25 protein-coding genes are annotated in these 20,410 nt (G+C 62.8%); 5 read left to right on the plus strand and 20 right to left on the minus strand.

The window, feature by feature from the left end; genetic code table 11:
- Positions 1-81 precede the first annotated feature (81 nt).
- Genes VSX56_RS00415 through VSX56_RS00435 form a run of 5 tightly spaced genes read left to right on the plus strand, consistent with a single transcriptional unit; the run spans position 82 to position 4,314 of the window.
- Complete coding sequence (locus VSX56_RS00415) at positions 82-873, plus strand: ABC transporter ATP-binding protein (protein WP_350934025.1); 792 nt, start codon at positions 82-84, stop codon at positions 871-873.
- On the plus strand, positions 870-1,574 hold the full coding sequence (locus tag VSX56_RS00420) for an ABC transporter ATP-binding protein (RefSeq protein WP_350934027.1): 705 nt from the start codon (positions 870-872) through the stop codon (positions 1,572-1,574). The genes VSX56_RS00415 and VSX56_RS00420 overlap by 4 nt, the downstream gene beginning before the upstream one ends.
- A 3-nt stretch (positions 1,575-1,577) precedes the next feature.
- Positions 1,578-1,934, plus strand: a complete 357-nt coding sequence (locus VSX56_RS00425) for a hypothetical protein (RefSeq protein WP_350934029.1) — start codon at positions 1,578-1,580, stop codon at positions 1,932-1,934.
- Positions 1,934-2,986: a branched-chain amino acid ABC transporter permease gene (locus VSX56_RS00430; protein ID WP_339112483.1), complete on the plus strand. Its 1,053-nt coding sequence runs from the start codon at positions 1,934-1,936 to the stop codon at positions 2,984-2,986. The genes VSX56_RS00425 and VSX56_RS00430 overlap by 1 nt, the downstream gene beginning before the upstream one ends.
- On the plus strand, positions 2,983-4,314 hold the full coding sequence (locus VSX56_RS00435) for a branched-chain amino acid ABC transporter permease (protein ID WP_350934032.1): 1,332 nt from the start codon (positions 2,983-2,985) through the stop codon (positions 4,312-4,314). The genes VSX56_RS00430 and VSX56_RS00435 overlap by 4 nt, the downstream gene beginning before the upstream one ends.
- 72 nt (positions 4,315-4,386) lie before the next feature.
- Here VSX56_RS00435 and VSX56_RS00440 read toward each other — a convergent pair whose 3' ends face one another.
- From VSX56_RS00440 to VSX56_RS00535, 20 genes are all read right to left on the minus strand, one after another.
- Complete coding sequence (locus VSX56_RS00440) at positions 4,387-4,662, minus strand: putative quinol monooxygenase (RefSeq protein ID WP_350934034.1); 276 nt, start codon at positions 4,660-4,662, stop codon at positions 4,387-4,389.
- Positions 4,635-5,276 (minus strand): hypothetical protein, encoded by a 642-nt coding sequence (locus tag VSX56_RS00445; RefSeq protein WP_350934036.1) that lies wholly within the window; start codon positions 5,274-5,276, stop codon positions 4,635-4,637. The genes VSX56_RS00440 and VSX56_RS00445 overlap by 28 nt, the downstream gene beginning before the upstream one ends.
- A 158-nt stretch (positions 5,277-5,434) precedes the next feature.
- Positions 5,435-6,250 carry a serine O-acetyltransferase gene (gene cysE / locus VSX56_RS00450; protein WP_350934039.1) on the minus strand — a complete coding sequence of 272 codons (816 nt, stop codon included), beginning with the start codon at positions 6,248-6,250 and terminating at the stop codon, positions 5,435-5,437.
- 135 nt (positions 6,251-6,385) lie between these two features.
- Positions 6,386-10,291, minus strand: a complete 3,906-nt coding sequence (locus VSX56_RS00455; RefSeq protein WP_350934041.1) for a baseplate multidomain protein megatron — start codon at positions 10,289-10,291, stop codon at positions 6,386-6,388.
- A gap of 3 nt (positions 10,292-10,294) precedes the next feature.
- Positions 10,295-10,735 carry an NlpC/P60 family protein gene (locus VSX56_RS00460; protein ID WP_350934044.1) on the minus strand — a complete coding sequence of 147 codons (441 nt, stop codon included), beginning with the start codon at positions 10,733-10,735 and terminating at the stop codon, positions 10,295-10,297.
- Complete coding sequence (locus tag VSX56_RS00465) at positions 10,732-11,622, minus strand: phage/gene transfer agent baseplate hub protein (RefSeq protein WP_339112476.1); 891 nt, start codon at positions 11,620-11,622, stop codon at positions 10,732-10,734. Before VSX56_RS00465 ends, VSX56_RS00460 begins: the two co-directional genes overlap by 4 nt.
- Entirely contained in the window at positions 11,619-12,251 is a 633-nt protein-coding gene (locus VSX56_RS00470; RefSeq protein ID WP_339112475.1) for a phage distal tail protein, Rcc01695 family, read from the minus strand. The genes VSX56_RS00465 and VSX56_RS00470 overlap by 4 nt, the downstream gene beginning before the upstream one ends.
- Positions 12,252-12,281: 30 nt before the next feature.
- Positions 12,282-12,938 (minus strand): RcGTA-type gene transfer agent tail tape measure protein, encoded by a 657-nt coding sequence (locus tag VSX56_RS00475; protein ID WP_350934047.1) that lies wholly within the window; start codon positions 12,936-12,938, stop codon positions 12,282-12,284.
- Entirely contained in the window at positions 12,931-13,146 is a 216-nt protein-coding gene (locus VSX56_RS00480) for a rcc01693 family protein (RefSeq protein ID WP_339112473.1), read from the minus strand. Before VSX56_RS00480 ends, VSX56_RS00475 begins: the two co-directional genes overlap by 8 nt.
- Positions 13,143-13,469 (minus strand): gene transfer agent family protein, encoded by a 327-nt coding sequence (locus VSX56_RS00485; RefSeq protein WP_339112472.1) that lies wholly within the window; start codon positions 13,467-13,469, stop codon positions 13,143-13,145. The genes VSX56_RS00480 and VSX56_RS00485 overlap by 4 nt, the downstream gene beginning before the upstream one ends.
- 1 nt (position 13,470) lies before the next feature.
- Positions 13,471-13,893, minus strand: coding sequence for a phage major tail protein, TP901-1 family (locus VSX56_RS00490; RefSeq protein WP_339112471.1), 423 nt, complete (start codon positions 13,891-13,893; stop codon positions 13,471-13,473).
- A gap of 48 nt (positions 13,894-13,941) precedes the next feature.
- The gene (locus VSX56_RS00495; RefSeq protein ID WP_350934051.1) at positions 13,942-14,352 is read right to left on the minus strand and encodes a DUF3168 domain-containing protein; all 411 of its coding nucleotides are present in this window, start codon (positions 14,350-14,352) and stop codon (positions 13,942-13,944) included.
- Complete coding sequence (locus VSX56_RS00500) at positions 14,349-14,681, minus strand: head-tail adaptor protein (RefSeq protein ID WP_350934053.1); 333 nt, start codon at positions 14,679-14,681, stop codon at positions 14,349-14,351. The genes VSX56_RS00495 and VSX56_RS00500 overlap by 4 nt, the downstream gene beginning before the upstream one ends.
- Positions 14,678-15,277, minus strand: a complete 600-nt coding sequence (locus tag VSX56_RS00505; RefSeq protein ID WP_350934055.1) for a head-tail connector protein — start codon at positions 15,275-15,277, stop codon at positions 14,678-14,680. The genes VSX56_RS00500 and VSX56_RS00505 overlap by 4 nt, the downstream gene beginning before the upstream one ends.
- Positions 15,278-15,464: 187 nt before the next feature.
- On the minus strand, positions 15,465-16,664 hold the full coding sequence (locus VSX56_RS00510; protein ID WP_350934057.1) for a phage major capsid protein: 1,200 nt from the start codon (positions 16,662-16,664) through the stop codon (positions 15,465-15,467).
- Between the two features lie 40 nt (positions 16,665-16,704).
- Positions 16,705-17,262: an HK97 family phage prohead protease gene (locus VSX56_RS00515; RefSeq protein WP_350934059.1), complete on the minus strand. Its 558-nt coding sequence runs from the start codon at positions 17,260-17,262 to the stop codon at positions 16,705-16,707.
- Positions 17,263-17,271: 9 nt separating this feature from the next.
- Positions 17,272-17,505, minus strand: a complete 234-nt coding sequence (locus VSX56_RS00520; protein WP_339112465.1) for a GTA head formation protein, RCAP_rcc01685 family — start codon at positions 17,503-17,505, stop codon at positions 17,272-17,274.
- Positions 17,506-17,508: 3 nt separating this feature from the next.
- Positions 17,509-18,693: a phage portal protein gene (locus VSX56_RS00525; RefSeq protein WP_339112464.1), complete on the minus strand. Its 1,185-nt coding sequence runs from the start codon at positions 18,691-18,693 to the stop codon at positions 17,509-17,511.
- A gap of 78 nt (positions 18,694-18,771) precedes the next feature.
- Entirely contained in the window at positions 18,772-20,130 is a 1,359-nt protein-coding gene (locus VSX56_RS00530) for a DNA-packaging protein (RefSeq protein WP_350934633.1), read from the minus strand.
- On the minus strand, positions 20,069-20,395 hold the full coding sequence (locus VSX56_RS00535) for a hypothetical protein (protein WP_339112462.1): 327 nt from the start codon (positions 20,393-20,395) through the stop codon (positions 20,069-20,071). Before VSX56_RS00535 ends, VSX56_RS00530 begins: the two co-directional genes overlap by 62 nt.
- Between the last annotated feature and the right edge of the window lie 15 nt (positions 20,396-20,410).

The raw sequence follows: 20,410 nt of genomic DNA on the forward strand, positions 1-20,410 counted from the left end.
CGGAGCAGGATTCCGGGCTGTTTTCCGTCGCACCCGGATCAGGGGAAATAGGTCCGGTGCGAGCAACAAACGGGATAAAAAATGATAAGGGTTGAAAACCTGAAGAAAAGCTTCGGCGGTTTCCATGCTGTCGATGGCGTGTCGCTCGAGATTGCGAAAGGGTCGATCACCGGCCTGATCGGGCCTAATGGTGCCGGAAAATCCACACTGTTCAATGTGATCGCCGGTGTTCATAAGCCAACATCCGGGAAGGTCTTCCTGGACGGGCAAGAGATTACTGGTCTCTCGCCCGATGCATTGTTCCACAAGGGCTTGCTGCGGACATTTCAGATTGCACATGAATTCCCGTCGCTCACCGTGCGCGAGAACCTCATGATGGTGCCCGCGGACCAGAGCGGCGAGACCCTTTTCTCGGCACTCTTCCAGCGCAAGCGTATCCGAGAAGAGGAAGCCGAGCTGCGCCGCCGTGCTGATGAAGTGCTCGACTTCCTGACGATCAGCCACGTGGCAGATGAGAAGGCCGGCAACCTCTCGGGCGGGCAGAAGAAATTGCTCGAACTTGGTCGCACGATGATGGTCGATGCCAAGATCGTCTTCCTCGACGAGGTGGGCGCCGGTGTAAACCGCACCCTTCTCAACACGATCGGAGATGCCATTGTGCGCCTCAATAAGGAACGCGGCTACACCTTCTGCGTCATCGAACATGATATGGATTTCATCGGACGGCTCTGCGATCCGGTGATCGTGATGGCCGAGGGCAAGATGCTGGCGACCGGCGCCCCCGATACGATCATGCAGAACGAGGCTGTGATCGAGGCCTATCTGGGCACCGGCCTGAAGAACAAAGCGGCTGCGGCCACGGAGGCACAATGAGCTTTCTCTCTGCATCCCAGATGACCGGCGGTTATGGCAAGGCAGATATTCTGCATGGCTGCACACTGAACGTCGAGAGAGGCCAGATCGCCGTGATCGTGGGCCCCAATGGGGCCGGAAAATCGACCGCGATGAAGGCGGTCTTTGGCATGCTGCCCCTGCGTGGCGGCACTGTCACGCTTGATGGCGACGATATCTCCAGCCTCACCCCGCAAGACCGCGTGGGCCGTGGTATGGGATTCGTGCCGCAGGTCAATAACGTCTTCCCGACGATGAGTGTCGAGGAAAATCTCGAGATGGGGGCCTTTACCCGCCGCGATGATTTCCGCCAGACCATCGAACAGATCTATGATCTTTTCCCGATCCTGCGCGAAAAACGCCGCCAGAATGCGGGCGAGTTGTCGGGCGGACAACGCCAGCAGGTGGCCGTGGGTCGTGCGCTGATGACAAAGCCCAAGCTCCTCATGCTCGACGAGCCCACCGCAGGCGTCAGCCCGATCGTCATGGACGAGCTGTTCGACCGCATCATCGATGTGGCCCGCACGGGTATCTCGATCCTGATGGTCGAGCAGAATGCCCGCCAAGCTCTTGAAATTGCAGATGTCGGTTATGTTCTGGTGCAAGGTGCCAATGCCTATACCGATACCGGCCCGGCACTTCTGGCAGACCCCGAGGTCCGCCGCACCTTCTTGGGGGGCTGAGAGATGAAACCACTTCTTGGTCTTGTTCTAGGTCTCGCCGCGAGTAGTGCACATGCCGAGGGACGCCACGATACGGTGCTGAGCTGCACATTCGACGACCTCCAGATCACTATCCGCCAAGACGGCGGTGAGGGGTTCGAATGGCTCGATACCCAGCGCTTCCCGCAGCCGGTCACGGCCCGCATTTCGCGCAGCGAGGACCGGATCACCGTCACGCCCATCGGCGTCATGGATCTCGAGGCCACCATCACAATCGAGGCGCGCGACAAGGTCGCCCCCGATACGGCGGCCACCTATCACGTGTCCGGCATGGGCCTGCCCGCCGAGACATTGCACGGAACTTGTGAGGAACCGGTTTAATGGAAGCCCTCAACGCATTTATCGCGCTCGCGAATTACGTCATCATACCTGCGCTGTCCTATGGCTCGCAACTGGCGCTCGGCGCGCTCGGGGTGACGCTTGTCTATTCGATCCTGCGCTTCTCGAATTTCGCCCATGGTGACATGATGGCCTTCGGAACGGGCGTCACCATTCTTGTCACATGGTTGTTGCAGGATGGCGGAATCGGTCTCGGGCCGCTGCCGACCGCCCTTCTGGCCCTGCCGATCGGGATCATCGTGACCGCAGCTCTGGCGCTGGCCACGGACCGCGTCGTCTATGCCCATTACCGCAAGATCCGTGCGACGCCGGTCGTGATGGTGATGGTCTCCGTCGGTGTGATGTTCGTCATGAACGCGCTGACGCGGATCATGATCTCGGTCCTGTCGGTGCCCGTGCTCGGGGCCAAGGACGCCGTCTCCGGTGTGGACGAGATCCGCTTTGCCGATGGCGAAAGGTTCCTGATCTCGGCCCGCCAATTCAAGGATCTCACGGGGCTTGCCGAGCCTCTGGCCGTCCGCGCAAGCTCGGTGATCACCTTCGTGACGGCTCTCATCGTCATGGTGGCACTGTTCTGGTTCCTCAACCGCACCCGCGCCGGTAAATCCATGCGGGCCTTCTCCGATAACGAGGATCTGGCGCTTCTGTCGGGCATTGACCCCAAGCGCGTCGTCATGATCACATGGATCATCACCGCAGCGCTGGCCACGATTGCGGGCACGCTCTACGGGCTTGATAAATCCTTCAAGGCGTTCAACTACTTCCAGCTCCTTCTTCCCATTTTCGCGGCCACCATTCTTGGCGGCATCGGTAATCCGATGGGGGCGATCGTCGGCGGCTATATCATCGCCTTCTCCGAGATCGGCGTGACCTATGCGTGGAAGAAGGTCGCCACATACCTGATCCCCGGCTGGGAACCGAGTGGTCTGCTGCAACTCCTCTCGACGGATTATAAATTCGCCGTCAGCTTCACCATCCTGATCGCGGTGCTGATCTTCCGCCCGACCGGCCTATTCAAGGGGAAATCGATATGAGTTCTCGTCAAGCAGAGAGCGCAGCCGGCGGCGCGCTCCGCACACCCCTCCTGTTTGTGGCGCTTCTCGTCCTGTTCGGCATCGAAGCCGCCACCTCGGGCTGGAACGCGGCACTCGTCATCCTGAATATGGGGGTGATCAGCGCGATCATGGCGCTCGGGCTGAACCTGCAATGGGGCTATGCGGGGCTGTTCAATGCCGGAACCATGGGCTTCATCGCCTTGGGCGGGCTTGCACCTGTGCTGATCTCGATGCCCGCCACCCAAGGCGCGATGGGCGCAGGCGGCTGGCGAGTGCTGCTGGCGCTGGCTATCGCCGTGGCGGTGCTGGCTCTTTCGGTCCAGACCTGGAAGCAGCTTCGCAAAGGCGTGCGGGGGCTTGCGACAATCATCGTTCTAATCGTAGGCTTTTTCGTGTTCCGCGCCATATTCGATCCCGCCGTCAGCGCGGTCGAGGCGATCAACCCTTCGGCACAGGGCTATCTGGGCGGGCTCGGACTGCCGGTGCTTATGGCATGGCCTGTAGGCGCGCTTCTGGCCGCCATCGCCGCCTGGGCCATCGGAAAGGCTGCGCTGGGGCTGCGCTCGGACTATTTGGCCATCGCGACCCTTGGGATCGCCGAGATCATCGTGGCCGTCCTGAAGAACGAGAACTGGCTCGACCGAGGCGTGATGAATGTGAACGGTATCCCGCGTCCCTTCTTCATCCCGCGGGAGATCGACTTGCAGGCCTCGGCTGATTTCGTTGCACGGGCGGCAGATTTCGGGATGGATCCGGTTCTGGCGTCGACGATTTTCGTCAAGCTCCTCTATCTCGCACTCTTCACAGTGGTGCTGATCGTCTTTGTCGTCGGCACACAGCTCGCGCTCCATTCCCCCTGGGGGCGCATGATGCGCGCCATCCGCGAGAACGAGGTCGCCGCCAGCGCGATGGGCAAGAACGTAACCAAACGCCATCTGCAGATTTTCATCATCGGCTCGGCGATCTGCGGCTTTGCCGGTGCGATGATGGTGACGCTCGATGGCCAGCTGACGCCCGCCACCTACAACCCGCTGCGCTTCACCTTCCTCATCATGGTGATGGTGATCCTCGGCGGCTCCGGGAACAACTGGGGCGCCGTGCTGGGGGGGATCCTGGTCTGGTATCTCTGGATCAAGGCGGAAGCCTGGGGGCCGGAGCTGCTTCAACTCCTGACCTCGGGAATGGAGCCTGGCGCATTGAAGGACCATCTTCTCGAGTCAGCGGCGCAGATGCGGTATCTGGCTATGGGGCTTGTCCTGCTTGTGGTCTTACGCTTCGCCCCGAGAGGCCTTCTGCCGGAGCGCTAAACGCACAAAACCCCACCTATCCCAAATGGATAGGTGGGGTTTTCCGTATGTCCGCCCATCGAATACGCCGGATCAGGTCCGGATGACATCATACTCGCGGGCAATATTCCTGGTCTTTTCGCCCCAGATCGAATGGAGCAACCGTGCTTGATGCGCTTCGAGCGCCTTCTGGTCCATGAAACGCTCGCTCACGCGCCAGATCAGAGGGTCATCGGTTTCCTCGACCTCGAAAAGAAGACAACCGGGTTCTGCCTGTGTCAAAGCCCGATGCTGGGGAAGATAAAGTCTGACGAGCTCGGCCTCGTTATTATTCTTGCAAATCAGATGGCCACTGACATGGACCGGCATAGCGTTTCTCCTGGACGGCTGCTTCTCAATACCAGATGCGGGATAAGGTGGGCCTGTTCCAGAAGCTTGTCATCAAAAGCCGGTGCGACCAAGACGCCTTTTTGTGGTCGTGTCAGGCGCGAGGCATCGGCGAGATTACGATGCACATGGAAGAGATCCGCATGCACGGCCTGAATGGCTTTATAAAAGAGAAAGATCACCTTGCCATCAGGGGCCGTGACCTGCATCCGTATCCCCTGAAAATCGGTCATCACGAGGACCGGCGCCGCTTTCACCAGAAGCGGATCCAGAAATTCGGCCGCCTCACTTCCAGGCATATAGCGCGGGAGCCGGTCGATACTCACACGCCCCTGCACATAGCGCCCATAATAGTCCAGACAGCTCCGCAATTCACTCAGGCAATCGATCAAGCTGCGGTCAGCCTCCGCACGGTTATTGCGCGCCAGCCGCGCGCCATGCGTGAGCGCTTGGGTTATTGCGGCCCCGTCATCGCGCAGCATATGCTGCTCGAGGCTGCCATAAGCTTCTTCCAATGCACGAAGCCCCAACAGCATCCCGGACAGATGCATAGGCTTGCGGTTCAGTTCGACGAGTTTACTCAGATCACCATCCATCACATCCTCCTAGGGTTGCAAAGGTCCTAGGAAAACATGAAGGACAAATGGTTAACGGAAGCTAAAGCACAACCGTGAATTTATAAGCATCGTCATATTTATGGAGGCAATTCGCACAGAATGCTGCTTTAACCGGCACAGAATGCCACAGCTGCACATTACGCGCCGGACTGTTTGTCCAGAAGATGGTCCATCGAGACCGAGGGCTGGCTGCAGCCCGCATCTCCCACGATCCGCGCCGGCACACCTGCCACGGTCTTGCAGGGCGGAACCTCGTCGAGCACCACCGACCCCGCGGCAATGCGGGAATTGTCCCCGACGCGGATATTGCCGAGCACTTTCGCGCCCGCACCGATCAGGACACCATTGCCGATCTTGGGATGGCGGTCTTCCTCTTCCTTACCGGTCCCGCCCAGCGTGACCGAATGCAGCATCGAGACATTGTCGCCCACGACGGCGGTCTCGCCGATCACGATGGAATGCGCGTGGTCGATCATCACGCCCTGCCCGATCCGCGCCGCCGGATGGATATCCACGCCGAACATCTCGGAGGTGCGCATCTGGACATAATAGGCCATATCCGGACGCCCCTGCGACCAGAGCCAATGCGCGATCCGGTAAGATTGCAATGCCTGATAGCCCTTGAAGAACAGCAGGGGTTGCATCAGCCGGTGGCAGGCCGCATCTCGCTCGTAGACGGCCACAAGATCGGCGCGCGCCGCCGCAATCAGATACGGAGCCTGAGCATAGGCCTCATCGGCGATCTCGCGCAGGATCTGCTCGCTCATCTCGTTGGAGGCAAGCTTCAGCGAGAACCGGAAAGACAGCGCCCGCTCGAAGGTCGGATGATGCAAAAGCCCGGCATGGATGAGCGATCCGAGCAGGGGCTCGTTCTGCACCGCAGCCCGTGCTTCGGTGCAGATCCGTTCCCAGACAGGGTCGACAGCGGTGATTCTGGCTTGAAGCTCGGCCATGGGATCTCCTTTGCATAGCGAATGCGCCCGCGCCTCCACCCGCGTGCGTCCGGCATATTACCAGATGGAGGCGCCTCACGCATAAACCAAGTGCAAAACAGAAAAAAGTCCATAACGCCTTTTTCAGCCCCGTTATCAGCCCGCGAGCTGCAAGCGTGCGGCAAGCCCCGCTCCGTAAAGATCACTCAGCTGCGCCACCTCCAGCACCAGCTTCGGTGAGACCGCAAGATCCGCCGCACACTGTGCCTCCGTATAGCTCCAAGTCGCTCCAGCTGTCTCCGCCTCGCGCAGAACAGCGTCATTCTCCCCCAAAATCCTCACCCGATAGCGCTCCTGTGTCTCGCCGAGCGGCACCTCCTGTTCAAGCCACGCATCCCCATCGATCCGCGTCCGCCGGATCCAGCTGGCCATCCAGCCATCCCCCTGCGCCTCGATACGCAAATGGGCGGGCGCATAGGGGCGCAATCCGTTGCCCCTGAAGCTTTCGATCAGATGCAGATAGCTTGGATCGTCGTAGCTGCGCCGTGCGGAGCCTATACGGTAATGGCGCGCGATATTACGCTGGCTCTGGGCGAGGGTAATCTGATCCACCTGCCCGTCCAGCGCCACGACCACCGAGCCTTCCGGCCAGAGATCAGGCATGAGCGCGTCGCTGCCAAGCTGTCCACGCAACCGAAGGCTCAGATCATAGGTGTTCTCGGCAACGAGATTGGCGGTGGCGAACTGGAAAATCTCCCAATTACCGCTGCTGCCATCCCCGATCGCCATCACATTGGCGCCGGCCAGCACCTGCGCCTCGCTCACAGATTGCAACTCTCCCGATACGAGCTTGATCCTGAGGCTCGGTCCGCGATCCCATAGCCCTGCGCGCGCCGATGTCAGACCTCCCAACGTCTGGCCAATGCTCGCACGATTGCTGAGCGTGGAATTAAGTTGGTAATCGGAATCGCTTGATCCGTCATAAACGGCCACCGTTCCGGGGCATGGGCTGGCGGTGACAGCCAGATGGGGAGCGTAGGGCACCTCCTCACCGGTCAGTAATGGCAGATCCATGAACTGGGCGGTCACCGGAACGGGCGCATAGAACCGCGTCACAGAAACGGAGGCTTCGGCGGCATCGGACGGCTCATAAAGCCCCGCCTCGATACGAACTGCTTCCATTGTTGCCGCTCCTGCCAGATCCACACGGTCAATACGGTAACGGGCGCCCTCGATTGCCACGACATCTCCCGCTCCGATCCCCGTCAGGGAGGGCGGCAACGTGAAGCGGATTACATCGCGCGCCATCTGCGCCTCTGCCAGCCAGCGCTCCACAATCGCCACCGCTTGCGGTCGATGGAGGGCGACATCCACCTCACTCGAACTATTGGTGCCATGGTCCTGGGATTGCGCTGATATCGCCTCGACGACGCGCGCGGTATATTCGCCCTCCGCCTCGACATAACCCAGACGCACGCGCCCCGACATTTCCGCCTCGGCCGCACGGGTCTGCGTTACTGAGCTGTCATCGTCACCAAGCGCCCAATTCGCCTCCTCCAGAACCCGGTCCACCTGCCCGCTGCGCATGACAAACCGCAGCAGCCCGTCGCGTTCGATCGCATCGAACCCGTATGCCAGCATCAGGCTTTGTAGCATTGCGCGCGGTGACTCGCCGGATTGTGCGATATATCCACGCACCGCGCCTCGCAGCCCCGAGACATCAATGGCCGCAAGCCCGCCCGCCTGACAAATCTCGGCCACCACACGCGACAGCGGCTGGGCCGTCGCCCGTCCCGACAGCCAATGCCCGCGACCGTAATTGGCCGCATCGGTCCAAAGATCATCGCGGGCCGGAAACTCGGGCCAGGGCCGCGCATCCCAGCACCAGATATGGGCCTTCGTCATATCGATCATCGGTCCGCCATAGACCGCCGAGACGGGATTGTGCAGCGCAGTCTGCCACCAATCCGTCATCGCCCGCAGATATTGCATCTGGATCAACTCGTCGCGCCGCCCGTTTGAATAATAGGGCAGCATGGATTCCGAACTTTTGGGATCGAGGAACTTGTTGGGCTGGTTCGTGCCCTTATCAATCGCCGCACAGCCAAATTCGGTAAACCAGATCGGTTTCATCTGCGGCAGCCACGCGGTCGGTGCGGTCGCCCGCACTCCATTGATCCGCGCGTAATGGCGGTTCTCCCACCAGCCCCGAAAATCTTTCGCCCGCCAGATCCACGGCTCGCCCTCGCCATCGGTAATCGGTGTGCGGATCTGCAAATCGCGGTGCGTATCGGTGGCATAATACCAGTCGTAATACTCGCCGCCTTCGATATTGCTTTGCAGATAGGCCAGATGATGGATCGCGGGCCATGCCGCATCGGCATGCTCCTCTCCCTCGCGCCAGTCAGACAGTGGCAGATAGTTATCGATCCCCACGAAGTCGATCGCCGCATCGCTCCAGAGCGGATCGAGATGGAAATAGCGGTTGCCCTCATGCGAGCTGTAACCGAAATATTCCGACCAGTCCGCCGCATAGCCGATCTTGCAGGTCGCGCCGAGGATCTCGCGCAGTTCTCCTGCCAGAACCCGCAATGCCTCCACCGCCGGAAAGCCATCCTCGCCATCACGGATCTGGGTCAGGGCACACATCTCGGTGCCCACGCAGAACGCATCTACGCCACCGGCCTTGGCACAAAGATGGGCATAATGCAGGATGAACCGCCGCATCGACCATTCCGCAGGCCCGCTATAGCCGATACCGTCATCCGTCGAAGGAAAGTCATCGGATGCGGCCTGCCCGAAAAATAACGCGACCTCATCGGCCGCCGCTGCGGTCCGGTCGGTCGTCCCCACGAGCCCCGGTGCCAGCTCTGTCGTGATCCGGCCCCGCCAAGGCAAGGCCGGTTGCTCTTCGTCGGGCGCCCAAGGGTTGGGTAGCGCGTTCCCCGCGATCTGCTCCATCAGGATGAAGGGATAGAATGTCACGAATTTTCCCGACGCCCGAAGCGACTGAATGGCCTCGATCACCGACTGATCGGTCGGCGTGCCACCATAAAGATCGCCCTCCGTATTATACGCGACCTTGCCCGCAGCCTGCCTCCCGATCCCCGACACGGACCAGGGCATATTCTTGCCCTCGCCGGTCAGTTCGTTTACCCGCGGGCGGATCTGGCAGTGGCCCGCGCGCAGATCGCTGCCGAACCACGATACCACGAGAGACACCGCTTGGCACGCAGGCAGATCCCCATCCAGCGCCTCGAGTGATGTCGAGAGATCGGTCTGCCCACCGGAAGCATTGAGGTTCATCACCTTGCTCGAGCCACCCTCCTCGCCAGAAAAGTAAACTGGGGTCGTGGCCAGCGAATATTCCCCCGTTCCGGGGATCAGCGCCACCCCTTCTACGCAGCTCTCGTAACCCTCGGGCTCGCCTTCGAGATCGGGATCGGCCGCACGGAACACCTCGAAGGTCAACTGCGGCACACGGTTGCCGAATTGCGCAAGCGCCAGATCCTCGAACACCACATAGGCGATGCCCCGATAGGCCGGCGCCAGCCCCTCGCCCTCGACGGCTTCGATTTTCGGATCGGGCTCCTGATCCTCGGACCCGGGATAGACGCGACAATCGATCCCCGCCATATCGAGGATCTGGCCGTCGGCCCAGATACGGCCCACCCGCAGGATCTGCCCCTCGCAAAGCGCCAGCGCAAGGCTGACCGAATAGGCGTAACTGGTGGTCTTTACGCTCGAACCGGTCGCTTTACCGCTCTTCTGCGTGGAGGCACTCTCACGGAACCGTGTCGCCCAGATCACCTGACCCGCGAGCCGCATCCCGCCCCAGAGCATCGGCACGGGCGTCCCCTCACTGGCGGAGGACAACCGGAACTGGCTTACCTTACCTGTCTCGACACTCTGCGATCCGGTGCCCAGAAGCCGCTGGTCGATAGCCCGCCCCAAGGTGGCGCCGACAGCACGCCCGATCACCGCCCCAGACAGTCCCAGCACCGTGCCGCCAAAACCGCCCCCAATCGCGGCTCCTGCCGCGCCCAAAAGGATCGTCGCCATGATCTACCTCACATCCGGAAAGTCGAAACGCGCCACCAACCGGGCGCGCCAAGGCGACGAAAGCGTGTTTTCCACGACCCCGTGCCCGCTATAGGCGTGGATGAACCGCAGCGGCCCCCGCGCCGAAAGCAGCCCCACATGTTTGGCCACCGCCCGTGGCCTCATGCGAAACAACAGAACCTGTCCCGCGCGAAAGGGCTCGTCCGGTCCAAGGGGCACCAGATGACGCAGCGCCGCCTGCCAAAGTGCCTCGTCGTGACCGGTTTCAGCCCAATCGGCACTATAGGAACCGGGCGCTTCGGGCTCGGATCCATAGAGGCTGCGCCAGATCCCGCGGATGAGCCCCAGACAATCGACGCCCGCCTGCGAACAGGAACCCTGATGGCGGTGAGGTGTGCCGATCCAGCTGCGCGCAAGCAGGACCACCTCTTCGCGCTCCGTCATTTGAAAAGGCTCCCGCCATCGTAATTGCCTCCTGTAACGGGATAGGACACCAGCCAGTCGTCACCCGGGATATGCGGGAAGCCTCGGAAATTAACGAAATTATTGAATTTCAAACGGCAGGTCTCGGCGCGCCGGTCGCAGCCTGCAGTGATGCGCACGGTATCGCCGCGCGCGACCTCGGCGCGCAGCGATTGCCACAACTCTACCACACGCGATCCATCAGCCGCGAACCTATCGAACTTGACGGCGCCGGAGAGCCCCTGCGCTGCGCCGTCCAAGACGCTCAACACTCCGCGCTCGAACCAGCGATCCTCGAACCCGGCAAGTGACGCCCATGTAAACCTTGTGGCTTCCTCGCAGATCTCGACCGTGGTCTCGACGACATACCCGATCTGGGCGGTATCAAACCGGCACTGGGCATCGCCCAGCACCGCCGCGCAAGCCGGATGGTAGACACGCCCGATCTGGTTGTTCAACCGGTCCGACAGCCCTCGCAGTTCAGCCTGAAACGCGCCCTCGCTTCGCGTCAGTTCGCCCAGATGGCCACGGAAGATCAGCGCGTTCTCGGCAGGCTCGGCCCAGTTGACGAGCCAGCTGCGTAGCTCGGCCCCGTCAAACCGGCCCGCGCGGATATCGGCCTCGGCGATCGCATCGGAGCGCAGCGCCGCAACGACGTCGAAGTTATCGACCGAAAGCCCCGAGGTTTGCGCAAGTGCACTGGCCTCCATCCCCGTCTCGGGCTGAAAGGTGAGACCGCCAAATGTCAGTGGCCGGTCATGGTCGGTAAAGCCCAGCTCCACCCCGTCACGGCGGGTCAGCGCCCATGCGCGCGCGATGGTGGTGGCCTTGGTCTCCAGATGGGACTGGAACGCGGTGGAATAGCTCATAGCCGCACCTCCACCACCGGCACCTGCGGCACCTCGCCCGCCTGGAAAGACTGCACCGAGACCTGGATACGGTCGGTGTCGAACCGGACCGGCACATCGAACTCGAACCCCGCCGTCACCCGCGCGCCCTTGGCAGGCGGTTGGGCAAACGTGACCACGCCAGTTGCACTATCCACCGACCAGTCGATACTTTCGGATTGATAGCCGCCCTGCACGCCCACCATAACAGTCCCGCCGACAGGTTTGGTGATCGGGCGGGAATAAGTGATCTCGCCCGAGCGATAGGTCTTGGCCAGCGGGAATGTCGTGGTCGCGCCATCGCCCAGACCGATCAGCTGATCCTCGTAGCTCAGCGCGCGGCTTGCAGGCGCCGACCGGTAATCCGCCCAATCCTTCCAGCGGAACCCGTGCAACTGTCCCGCGCGTGCCTCGAAAAATGCGAGCAACGCCTCGACATCATCAAGCGAGCGCAGCCCGACGCCCGCATCATAATGGCGCCGAGAATGCGCCCAAGGTGAATTGCGCTCCTCATAGCCGCTGGCAAGGGTAACGATCTCGGTGCGACGCTCCGGCCCGCCGACCGAGCCAAAGCTCAGACTGGCGGGAAAGCGGATCTCGTGAAAGGCCATGCTATCCTCCGTAAACTGCCTCGAAACGGCTCACATCGTTCTCGATCCGCGCGAGAGCGCGCGGCTCATCTGTGCGGCCATCTGCGCACGCGAGCGGCTGAAGCCCGACACGTCGGGAGTGGTCACATTCATCGTGACATTCACCGCCCGCCCGCCCTGCGCCTGTACGCCAAGCCGGCCATCGGCCCCGCGGGTCAGCGGCATGATCGCCTCCGGCCCCGCCTCGCCCATCAGCCCCAAGCCGCCCCGCATGGCAAACCCCGTCGCCTCGGACACAACCCCGCCCTTGGCGAAAGCCCGCACCTTGCCCGAGGAAAACGCCCCGCCATTGGCAAAGGGCATCAGCCCGCCCGCCAGATTGGCCACGCCGCTCGCCAGAGTGCTGCCCAGCGTGTCGCTCACCGGTTTGACGGCCGCCGAATAGACCGCATCCGACATGCTCTCCGCGACCGAGCGCAACGCGCTCGACAGGCTCGCGCCATCAAGGATCACATCCTCGAAAGCGCTACTGATGCTCGTGGAGAATTTCCGCGACAGCGTCCCCATCTCGCGGGTCGTCAGGCCCATACTCTCGCGCAGTCCGGTCAGCTCGCTCGTAAAGACGCCAGTCAGGCTGCCGACATTGCCCAGCACCGTCTCGAGCGTCTCGGCGCTCTCGCTCAGCGCATCGAAATCCGTCTCATCCATTGGTCTCTCCTTTATCCGGCCTGTGGTCGGGGAAGGCGCGTGCCAGCTCCTCGAGCCGCGACCGCGTCAATGGGCGCATGCTCGGCACATCCCCCAGCATCAAAGCCAGTTCTGCCGGCGTCAGGGCCCAGAACTCCTGCGGGCGCAAACCGAGCCCCTTGATCCCTGCCCGCATCAGCCCCGGCCAATCCAGCTGCCTGTCTGTCATGCGCTTTGGTCTTCGGGGCTGCCGAAGGCACGCGCAAGTAGCCGCGCGGCCAGCTGGGCGGCTTCCACCGGCCCCGACCCGATCTCGACCGCACGCAGATCCTCGGCACGGCCCCGCCAGCCGCCGCCGCGCAATCCCGCCACCACAAGCGCCAGCACATCGCGGCTCGAGAAGCGGCCCGCCTCGAACCGCGTCACCAGATCGAGCATCGTCTCGGCGCCCATCTGCGCCTCGAGTTCCGCCAATACCCCAAGCGTCAGCTTGGCCACATGCGGCACTCCGTCGAGCGTGATCTCGACCTCACCGGCCCAAGGATTTGCCATGTCATTCATCGCTCAGCTCGACAAAGCTCAACGCCCCCGCCGAGGCCATCGCCATCTCGTAGGTCGCCTCGCCATCATGCGCACCGGCATATTCGATCGACGAGATCAGGAACGGCCCCTGCACGATCCCGAAACTCGGGATAATCACCTGAAATTCGGGAATCTCGCCGTCGAAGAAAATCTGCCGCGCCCGCGCATCGGTATCGGCATCGCGGAACACGCCCGACCCCGAAATCGCAGCCGAGCGCACGCCCGCTCCGCCCAAGAGTTCACGCCAGCGCCCCTCGCTTTCAAGCGATGTCACATCGACCGTTTCCGCGTTGAAGCTGATCCGCGTGGCGCGCAGGCCCGCGATGGTCTGGAACTGCCCGTCTCCGCTGAGATCGAGTTTCACCAGAAGGTCTTTCCCGTTCTGAACTGCCATTTTTCACTCCTAGAAATGTATGAAGGGCCCTGCAAAGAGCCGATGAGGTCACTCGGATGCCAGATGGGCGCGGAAGGTCAGATCGATCCGGCGGGTGGCATTGGTGCCGACGCGCCGCGCCTTGGCCTTGCGGAACCACAGCCCCGAAACACGCCCTGTCTCCAGTGTCAGGCCGGTGCCGGTCAGACAGGCTGTCACCGCCTCCGCCAGACGCTTCGCGGCCTGAAATCCTGCCGCATCGGTCACGACCGAAACGATGAAATCATGGCGCGCAATGGCCCCGCTCCGATCCGAGATATCGAGCACATCCTCCGGGCCGAGGCTCACATAGGTGCCCTCTGCCACGCCCACAGGCTGTGCATCATAGATCGCGCCACCGCTCAGCTGCGCCACCAGCTCATCGGTCGCCAGCGCCTGATAAAGGGCCATCTGCAACGAGGACGCCATAAGATAGCTCATGTCACGACCTCCTCGCGGCTGAAGCAGCGCAGATAGCCCGGCTGGTCATCCACAACCGCCAGAATACGGAACACTCTGGCCCCCAACCGGAAGCGCTGATTGGCCACCGGCCTGCGCGGCGAGGTTGGGAGGGCCGAACGCACCGTAATGCTGACCGAAACGGCGGCGATCACGCGCAACTGGTCGGCCCGTTCGGTGCCCGTGCCGAAATCGAGCGCGGCCCAGATCTCGCCCAGCTCGACCCATGTCTCGATCAGACCACCCGCACCATCGGGCACGCTCCGGGGCTCTTCCAGCACCAGACAGGTAGACAGGTTCGGCACGCTCATGACCTGCGCCCCTTCCCGCCAAAGAGGCGCACTACGCGCCATGGCTCGATCAGGCTGCTGACACCAAAGGGCAAGGCTCCGCTCTGCTCGCTCTCGTGGCGATGCTCGAAATAATGCGCCGCCAGCAACATCACCGCCTGACGCAGATCGGGCGGCACCGCCTCCCATGCCGTGCCAAAGCCTGCCTCGACAGTGATCTCGATCATCCCGCCATGCTCGACCTGCGGAAAGGCCGACCCCAGCGCCAAAAGCACCGGACGCACGCCATCGGGCATCAGCCGGTAGGTCGCGCTCTCCAGCACCGTCAGCCCGTCATCCGCCCCGCGCAAGGCCACCTGCGTGACCGAGGAGAGCGGTGCCAAAGGCAAAGGCTGCGCCTCGGGATTGGCCCAATGGCGCAGATGGAACAGGAAAGCGCGCGACAATAAAGCCTTGGAGATCCGCTGCTCGATCAATGCGATCGCCGCGCGCAAATAGGCCTCGAGCGCCACATCCGCGGCACCTACATCGGAAAACCCGCGCCCCAGCCGCAGATGATCGCGCAACTCCGTAATGGGAAGCCGGTCGCTGGCGACCGGCGCAACTTCAGTCAACATCAAAGCACCTCCGGAAATCTGGTGGATGACGCCCGCATCCGCGCGGGCGCCATCTCGGACAGACGCCGCATTCCACCATCCGCTCGGACGGAGGGAGCAGCTAGGCGGACGGCAGAACACCGCGCCTGCCCTTACCCGGACCGAAATCCGGATCGGGTAAGCGCCGCCTCAGCGCCGCCTATGTGTCTCAGGAGACCGCAAATTTCAGAAGCTTGATGGCCGCGAAATCGCTGACATCGCCGCCCACACGCTTGGAGGCGTAGAACAGCACATGCGGCTTGGCCGAGAAGGGATCACGCAGCACGCGCAGATCGGGGCGCTCGGCAATGGTATAGCCCTGATTGAAATCCCCGAAGGCAATCGCATAGGCATCCGCCGCGATATCGGGCATATCCTCGGCGATCAGCACCGGATAGCCCATCAGACGCGCGGGCTCGCCCGCCGCCAGACCGTCGGACCACAGGAAGCGCCCATCGGCATCCTTCATCTTGCGCACAGCGCCTGCGGTCTTCGAATTCATCACGAAGCTGCCATTGGCGCGGTGTTCCGCCTCGAGCGCATAGACCAGATCGACTACCGCATCCGCCGCAGCCGTTGCCGAGAAATCGCCCGCCACGCCGGTCGCAATATAGCCAAGGCTCCCCCAGGCCCAGTCGTCATTGGCGATCGCCGGATGCGCAAGGAAACCCTTGGGCTTGTCCGCCCCGTCGCCGTTCACGAAGGCCGCAGCCTCCGCGCGGGCGAACCGGTCGGCGATGCGGCCCGCAAGCCAGCCCTCGATATCGAACGCCGCATCATCGAGCAGGCGCTGGCTGGCCTTGGGCATGGCCGAGAGCTCGTAGAGCGGGATCGAGATCCGGTCGATCTGCGGCGTGGTCGTCTCGGTCAGGTTCGCGGTCTCCGACGCCCAACCCGAGCCCATCTCGCCATGATCGACCAGCACGTCGAAACTCGTGGCCTCGACCTGCACCACATTGGCGATCATCCGAATCGAGGCGGTCGAGCGCAGGATCGAGCGGATGGTCTCGCTTGTCTGCGGATCAACCAAATAGCCGCCCTCGGCCGCCACAGCGGTGTTCAGGCCCTTGGTCTCGATGACCAGACCGCGCAGCCCGTCATCATCACCCGAGCGCAGATAGGCATCAAACGCCTTCTGATGGGGGGCGGTCTCTTGCGCTGCATGTGACAGGGCCGGACGGAGAGTGGTGGATTTCGTTTGCAACATGGTCAGACGCTCTTCCTGTTTTTGAATGCGTGAAGTCATTTCGTTCTGGAAGCCCTTTGCTTCCTTGACGAATTCGTTAAGGGCCGAGTGCACCTCGGCCACGATCGGGGCCCCGTCGGACATGGCTGTCCGCTCCCCAAAGACGCTTTTGTCGGGGGTCATTGTCTCTCCTCAATTTTTCACGAAGATCGAAAGCGCGGGGTCAGTGTCCCGCCAGTTGCGACGCGGCCGCACGCAGCGCCCGTGCCAGATGTGAAAGCTCCGCCCCGAGGGGCATGGCCTTGGCGGCGACCCGCGCCTCCTTCAACATCGGGAAGGTCACCAGCGACACTTCCCAAAGATCGAGTTCTGTGAGTATGCGCTGGCCCTGCGGGTCACGATGCGCGCGCACCACGCGATAGCCGATGGACAGCCCGTCCATCGCCCCCGCCTCCAGAAGCGCGCGCGCCTCACGCGCACGAGCCACATCCTCCAGAAGATAGCCGCGCACAAAGAGGCCCGTGCCATCCTCGAAGATCTCTTCCCAGACACCGATCGGCTGGGTCTGGTCATGCTGCCAGAGCATCGCCACACGGCGCCCCTCCTGCGCGAGCCGCGCAAGACAATCGGTATAGGCGCCGGGGCTGACGACATCGCCGCCCTGATCGGGCAGGCCGTAGAGGCTGGCATAGCCCTCGATCCGGCCCTCGCGTATCCGTAGCGGCGCGGGCGCCTCGCCCATCAGCGATTTGAACTCCAACCCCATGATCCTTTGCTCCATCCGGCCCTCCTATTGCGGCACCATATCCAGAAGCCCGTAGACCGCCTGCGACAGCACCACGGCGACCACGCCATAGACCGCCATCCACAGCCGCCGCTCGAGCCCCTCGATCATCGCTTCGATGCGCTGCAACCGGCGTTCGACCTGATCGAATTGCAGCTCCATGATCTTCTCCGTCGCGTTGAACCGTTCCTCATGCAGATCGAACGGCTCCTTCAGGTAACGCGAGCCTCCTGTCGGCATGGCTTACTCCTCCGGCATCGGCGGCAGGCCCAACAGAACCCGTTTCTCGCTATCGGTCAGGAAGGTCGCCTCACCCACACGCGTCCATTGCGCGTCGCGCTCCGAAGCCAGCGCCGGCACCTGATCGAGATCGGGGCGCAGCTCGATCCGCGCGCCCAGAAACCCCGAGAGCCACCATGCCAAAGCCGCCGTCACCCGCGTGGCCAGAGGCAGCACGGTCAGCCGGAAGAAGGCCCGATTGGCCTCGGCATAATTGGCATAGGTCGCATCCCCCGGAATGCCCAGAAGCATCGGCGGCACCCCGAAGGCCACGGCAATCTCGCGTGCGGCAGCGATCTTGGTCTCGTGGAACTCCATATCCGAGGGGGAGAACCCCATCGGCTTCCAGTCAAGCCCACCCTCCAGAAGCATCGGACGCCCCGCATTGCGCGCGCCCTGATGATGCGTCTCCAGCTCAAATGTCAGCCGGTCATACTGATCGGGGCTCAGCACCCCCTGACCATCCGCGCCCTTGTAGATGATCGCCCCCGAGGGCCGCGCGGCATTGTCCAGAAGCGCCTTCGACCAGTGGCTCGCGCTATTATGGACATCCACCGCCACCGCCGCCGCCTGCATCGGCGAGAGCCCGTAATGGTCATCCTGCGGATGGAAGGTGCGGATATGGCAGATCGGATCGGGATGGCCCGTGAGATCGAACCGGTGCTTGCGACCGCCGACCGTATAATCATAAGCCACAGGCCAGCCATCCGCCCCCGGCACCACGCTCATCCGGTCGGCGCGCAGCACATGCAGCTCCATCGGCACATCAATGCCCTCACCCACCGCCTCGACATAGGTATCACCCGTCAGCAGCATCTGCCCGAAGAGCGCTTCGAGAAACTCGGCCTGTCCCTGTGCCCCGTTCGGGCGGCGCAGCAGATCGATCACCGGATGGGTCTCGTAGCGGCGCTCCCTGTCCTGACAGATCAGCGGCAGCGCGCTTGCTGCCTCGGCGATCAGCTTCACACAGCGAAACCCGATGGGATTACCCACAAAGCCCTGCCGCGTCATCGATGTGCTGTCGCGCGGGCTCCAGACCACCCGTCCCGCCGATCCCGACAGGGAGACAGGGCGCCCGCGCACCGCCTTCGTCTCGGGCGCGGCACCTTGTGCGGATGTCGCGGTTTTCCGAAAGATATTCAGCCCCATGCAGATCTCCTCATGTCCTTCTCCACCCGCAATCGCGGGCCAAAAGCAAAGGGGCCGGAACCCCGACCCCTTCTCGCATCACAACCGTCTCACCTGTGGCCTGCGCCAATGCGCGGCAGGTTCGATCATCACCTCCGTCAGCGCCCAGACCAGCGCATCCAGCCGGTCAGGCGAGCCCTTGGCCTGATAGCCCTGCACCGTCATCTGGCACATCTGGTCCTCGAGCTTGCCGAGCGCCGCCGAACGCGCATGATAGACACGGCCCTGCTCATACAGCGCGGCCACAGGCTCCGCGCGCAGCCCCTTGCCGCGGCCTGCCCGCAATGCACGAAACGGGACCATCGGATCGACCTGCCGCAAAACACCCTCGATCAGATCGCCGCCCTGATTGACCTCCGCCACGAGCCGCTCGGCCCCGAACCGCTCCATTGCGGCAATCGCGGCCTTCGCCCAGTCGGTGGGCTTGCCGCCAATGCTCAGATCGGCCAGCACATAGGCACGCCAGTCCTGCGGCGGACCGCGGGTGACAGCGCCCGCCACGATGATCCCGCATTCATCCGATCCAGCCCCCCCCGTCACCGCCGGATCGAGCGCGACCACGATCCGGTCGAGATCAGGCACCTTGTCCACCCGTAACGCCTCGAGCATCCTCGTCGACCAGAGCGCCCCTTCGATATCCTCCAGCAAAACACCCTCCAGCTCCTGACGCCCGAGCCGCGTGCCGACATAGCGCGCCTGCACCTCAGCCAGAAAGCTCTCGGCCAAATAGGCGCGATTGGCCTCGGTCGGCGCATGGGTCACCACGGTCGAGGGGTTCTTCATGATCGCCCGCAACACCGCCACATCGCGCGGCGTCGTGGTCACCACCTGCTGCGGATGCCGCCCCAGACGCAGCGAGAATTGCAGCATGTCCCATGTCTCCTCGGCGCGCTTCCACTTGGCCAGTTCATCCACCCAGGCCGCATCGAATTGCGGGCCCCGCAGCGCCTCCGGATCATGCGCTGAAAAGGCCATCGCCACCGCACCATTGGGCCAGACCAGCCTGCGCCGCGAGGCCTCCCATGTCGGGCGCCGGTCGGGCGGCGAGCAGGCGATGATGCCGCTATCGCCCAGCACCATCACATCGCGCACCTGATCATAGGTCTCCCCCACCAATGCCACCCGCGAGGCTTTGCCCGCATCGAGCGGCGTCGAGGATTCAACCTGCGAGCGCACCCATTCGGCACCGGCGCGGGTTTTCCCCGCACCGCGCCCCCCCATGATCACCCAGCTCTTCCAGTCGCCCATCGGTGGCAACTGGTGTGGCAGGGCCCAGAACTCGAACAACCACGGCAGGGCCAGAAGAGAATTCTCATCCAGCCCGTCCAGAAACGCATCAACGTCCCGCGGCGTCGCGGAGGCAAGCCAAGCGGCGCCCGATCTCAGTTCTGGCTGCATCAAAGTCGAGGTGCTGTCCTTCGACGACCCCGGCAGCCTCTCTGCGGAGTTTCTCAACGCGATTCCTTTCCTCAAGCAAAAGTTGCAACGCCGCGCGCAGATCGCGCACGGCGGCCCGTGCTGTCTTGGCCTCGGCAAGCTCCCCCTGCCGCAACCCCTCCATCGCTACGGCCAGCTCCTCGGCCACATCGCGATACATCGCTCCGGCCATCTCCAGCGCCTCGACCGAAGATGCCCCTTCCAAATCAACGGAAGTCACTTTCATTCCTGTAATCCGCCT

The organism is Thioclava kandeliae (assembly GCF_040297545.1).
Taxonomy (GTDB): Bacteria; Pseudomonadota; Alphaproteobacteria; order Rhodobacterales; family Rhodobacteraceae; genus Thioclava; species Thioclava kandeliae.

Coding starts and splice junctions, on each gene's coding strand:
- VSX56_RS00470 (WP_339112475.1), bottom strand. CDS start 12,251: ATGGCCTTTCACGAGATCCGCTTTCCCGCCAGTCTGAGCTTTGGCTCG.
- VSX56_RS00510 (WP_350934057.1), bottom strand. CDS start 16,664: ATGACCCCCGACAAAAGCGTCTTTGGGGAGCGGACAGCCATGTCCGAC.
- VSX56_RS00520 (WP_339112465.1), bottom strand. CDS start 17,505: ATGCCGACAGGAGGCTCGCGTTACCTGAAGGAGCCGTTCGATCTGCAT.
- VSX56_RS00500 (WP_350934053.1), bottom strand. CDS start 14,681: ATGAGCGTGCCGAACCTGTCTACCTGTCTGGTGCTGGAAGAGCCCCGG.
- VSX56_RS00465 (WP_339112476.1), bottom strand. CDS start 11,622: ATGAGCTATTCCACCGCGTTCCAGTCCCATCTGGAGACCAAGGCCACC.
- VSX56_RS00445 (WP_350934036.1), bottom strand. CDS start 5,276: ATGGATGGTGATCTGAGTAAACTCGTCGAACTGAACCGCAAGCCTATG.
- VSX56_RS00475 (WP_350934047.1), bottom strand. CDS start 12,938: ATGGATGAGACGGATTTCGATGCGCTGAGCGAGAGCGCCGAGACGCTC.
- VSX56_RS00515 (WP_350934059.1), bottom strand. CDS start 17,262: ATGGAGCAAAGGATCATGGGGTTGGAGTTCAAATCGCTGATGGGCGAG.
- VSX56_RS00425 (WP_350934029.1), top strand. CDS start 1,578: ATGAAACCACTTCTTGGTCTTGTTCTAGGTCTCGCCGCGAGTAGTGCA.
- VSX56_RS00435 (WP_350934032.1), top strand. CDS start 2,983: ATGAGTTCTCGTCAAGCAGAGAGCGCAGCCGGCGGCGCGCTCCGCACA.
- VSX56_RS00455 (WP_350934041.1), bottom strand. CDS start 10,291: ATGGCGACGATCCTTTTGGGCGCGGCAGGAGCCGCGATTGGGGGCGGT.
- VSX56_RS00420 (WP_350934027.1), top strand. CDS start 870: ATGAGCTTTCTCTCTGCATCCCAGATGACCGGCGGTTATGGCAAGGCA.
- VSX56_RS00485 (WP_339112472.1), bottom strand. CDS start 13,469: ATGGCAAATCCTTGGGCCGGTGAGGTCGAGATCACGCTCGACGGAGTG.
- VSX56_RS00415 (WP_350934025.1), top strand. CDS start 82: ATGATAAGGGTTGAAAACCTGAAGAAAAGCTTCGGCGGTTTCCATGCT.
- VSX56_RS00505 (WP_350934055.1), bottom strand. CDS start 15,277: ATGTTGACTGAAGTTGCGCCGGTCGCCAGCGACCGGCTTCCCATTACG.
- VSX56_RS00495 (WP_350934051.1), bottom strand. CDS start 14,352: ATGAGCTATCTTATGGCGTCCTCGTTGCAGATGGCCCTTTATCAGGCG.
- VSX56_RS00440 (WP_350934034.1), bottom strand. CDS start 4,662: ATGCCGGTCCATGTCAGTGGCCATCTGATTTGCAAGAATAATAACGAG.
- VSX56_RS00530 (WP_350934633.1), bottom strand. CDS start 20,130: ATGCAGCCAGAACTGAGATCGGGCGCCGCTTGGCTTGCCTCCGCGACG.
- VSX56_RS00525 (WP_339112464.1), bottom strand. CDS start 18,693: ATGGGGCTGAATATCTTTCGGAAAACCGCGACATCCGCACAAGGTGCC.
- VSX56_RS00480 (WP_339112473.1), bottom strand. CDS start 13,146: ATGACAGACAGGCAGCTGGATTGGCCGGGGCTGATGCGGGCAGGGATC.
- VSX56_RS00430 (WP_339112483.1), top strand. CDS start 1,934: ATGGAAGCCCTCAACGCATTTATCGCGCTCGCGAATTACGTCATCATA.
- VSX56_RS00490 (WP_339112471.1), bottom strand. CDS start 13,893: ATGGCAGTTCAGAACGGGAAAGACCTTCTGGTGAAACTCGATCTCAGC.
- VSX56_RS00460 (WP_350934044.1), bottom strand. CDS start 10,735: ATGACGGAGCGCGAAGAGGTGGTCCTGCTTGCGCGCAGCTGGATCGGC.
- cysE (WP_350934039.1), bottom strand. CDS start 6,250: ATGGCCGAGCTTCAAGCCAGAATCACCGCTGTCGACCCTGTCTGGGAA.
- VSX56_RS00535 (WP_339112462.1), bottom strand. CDS start 20,395: ATGAAAGTGACTTCCGTTGATTTGGAAGGGGCATCTTCGGTCGAGGCG.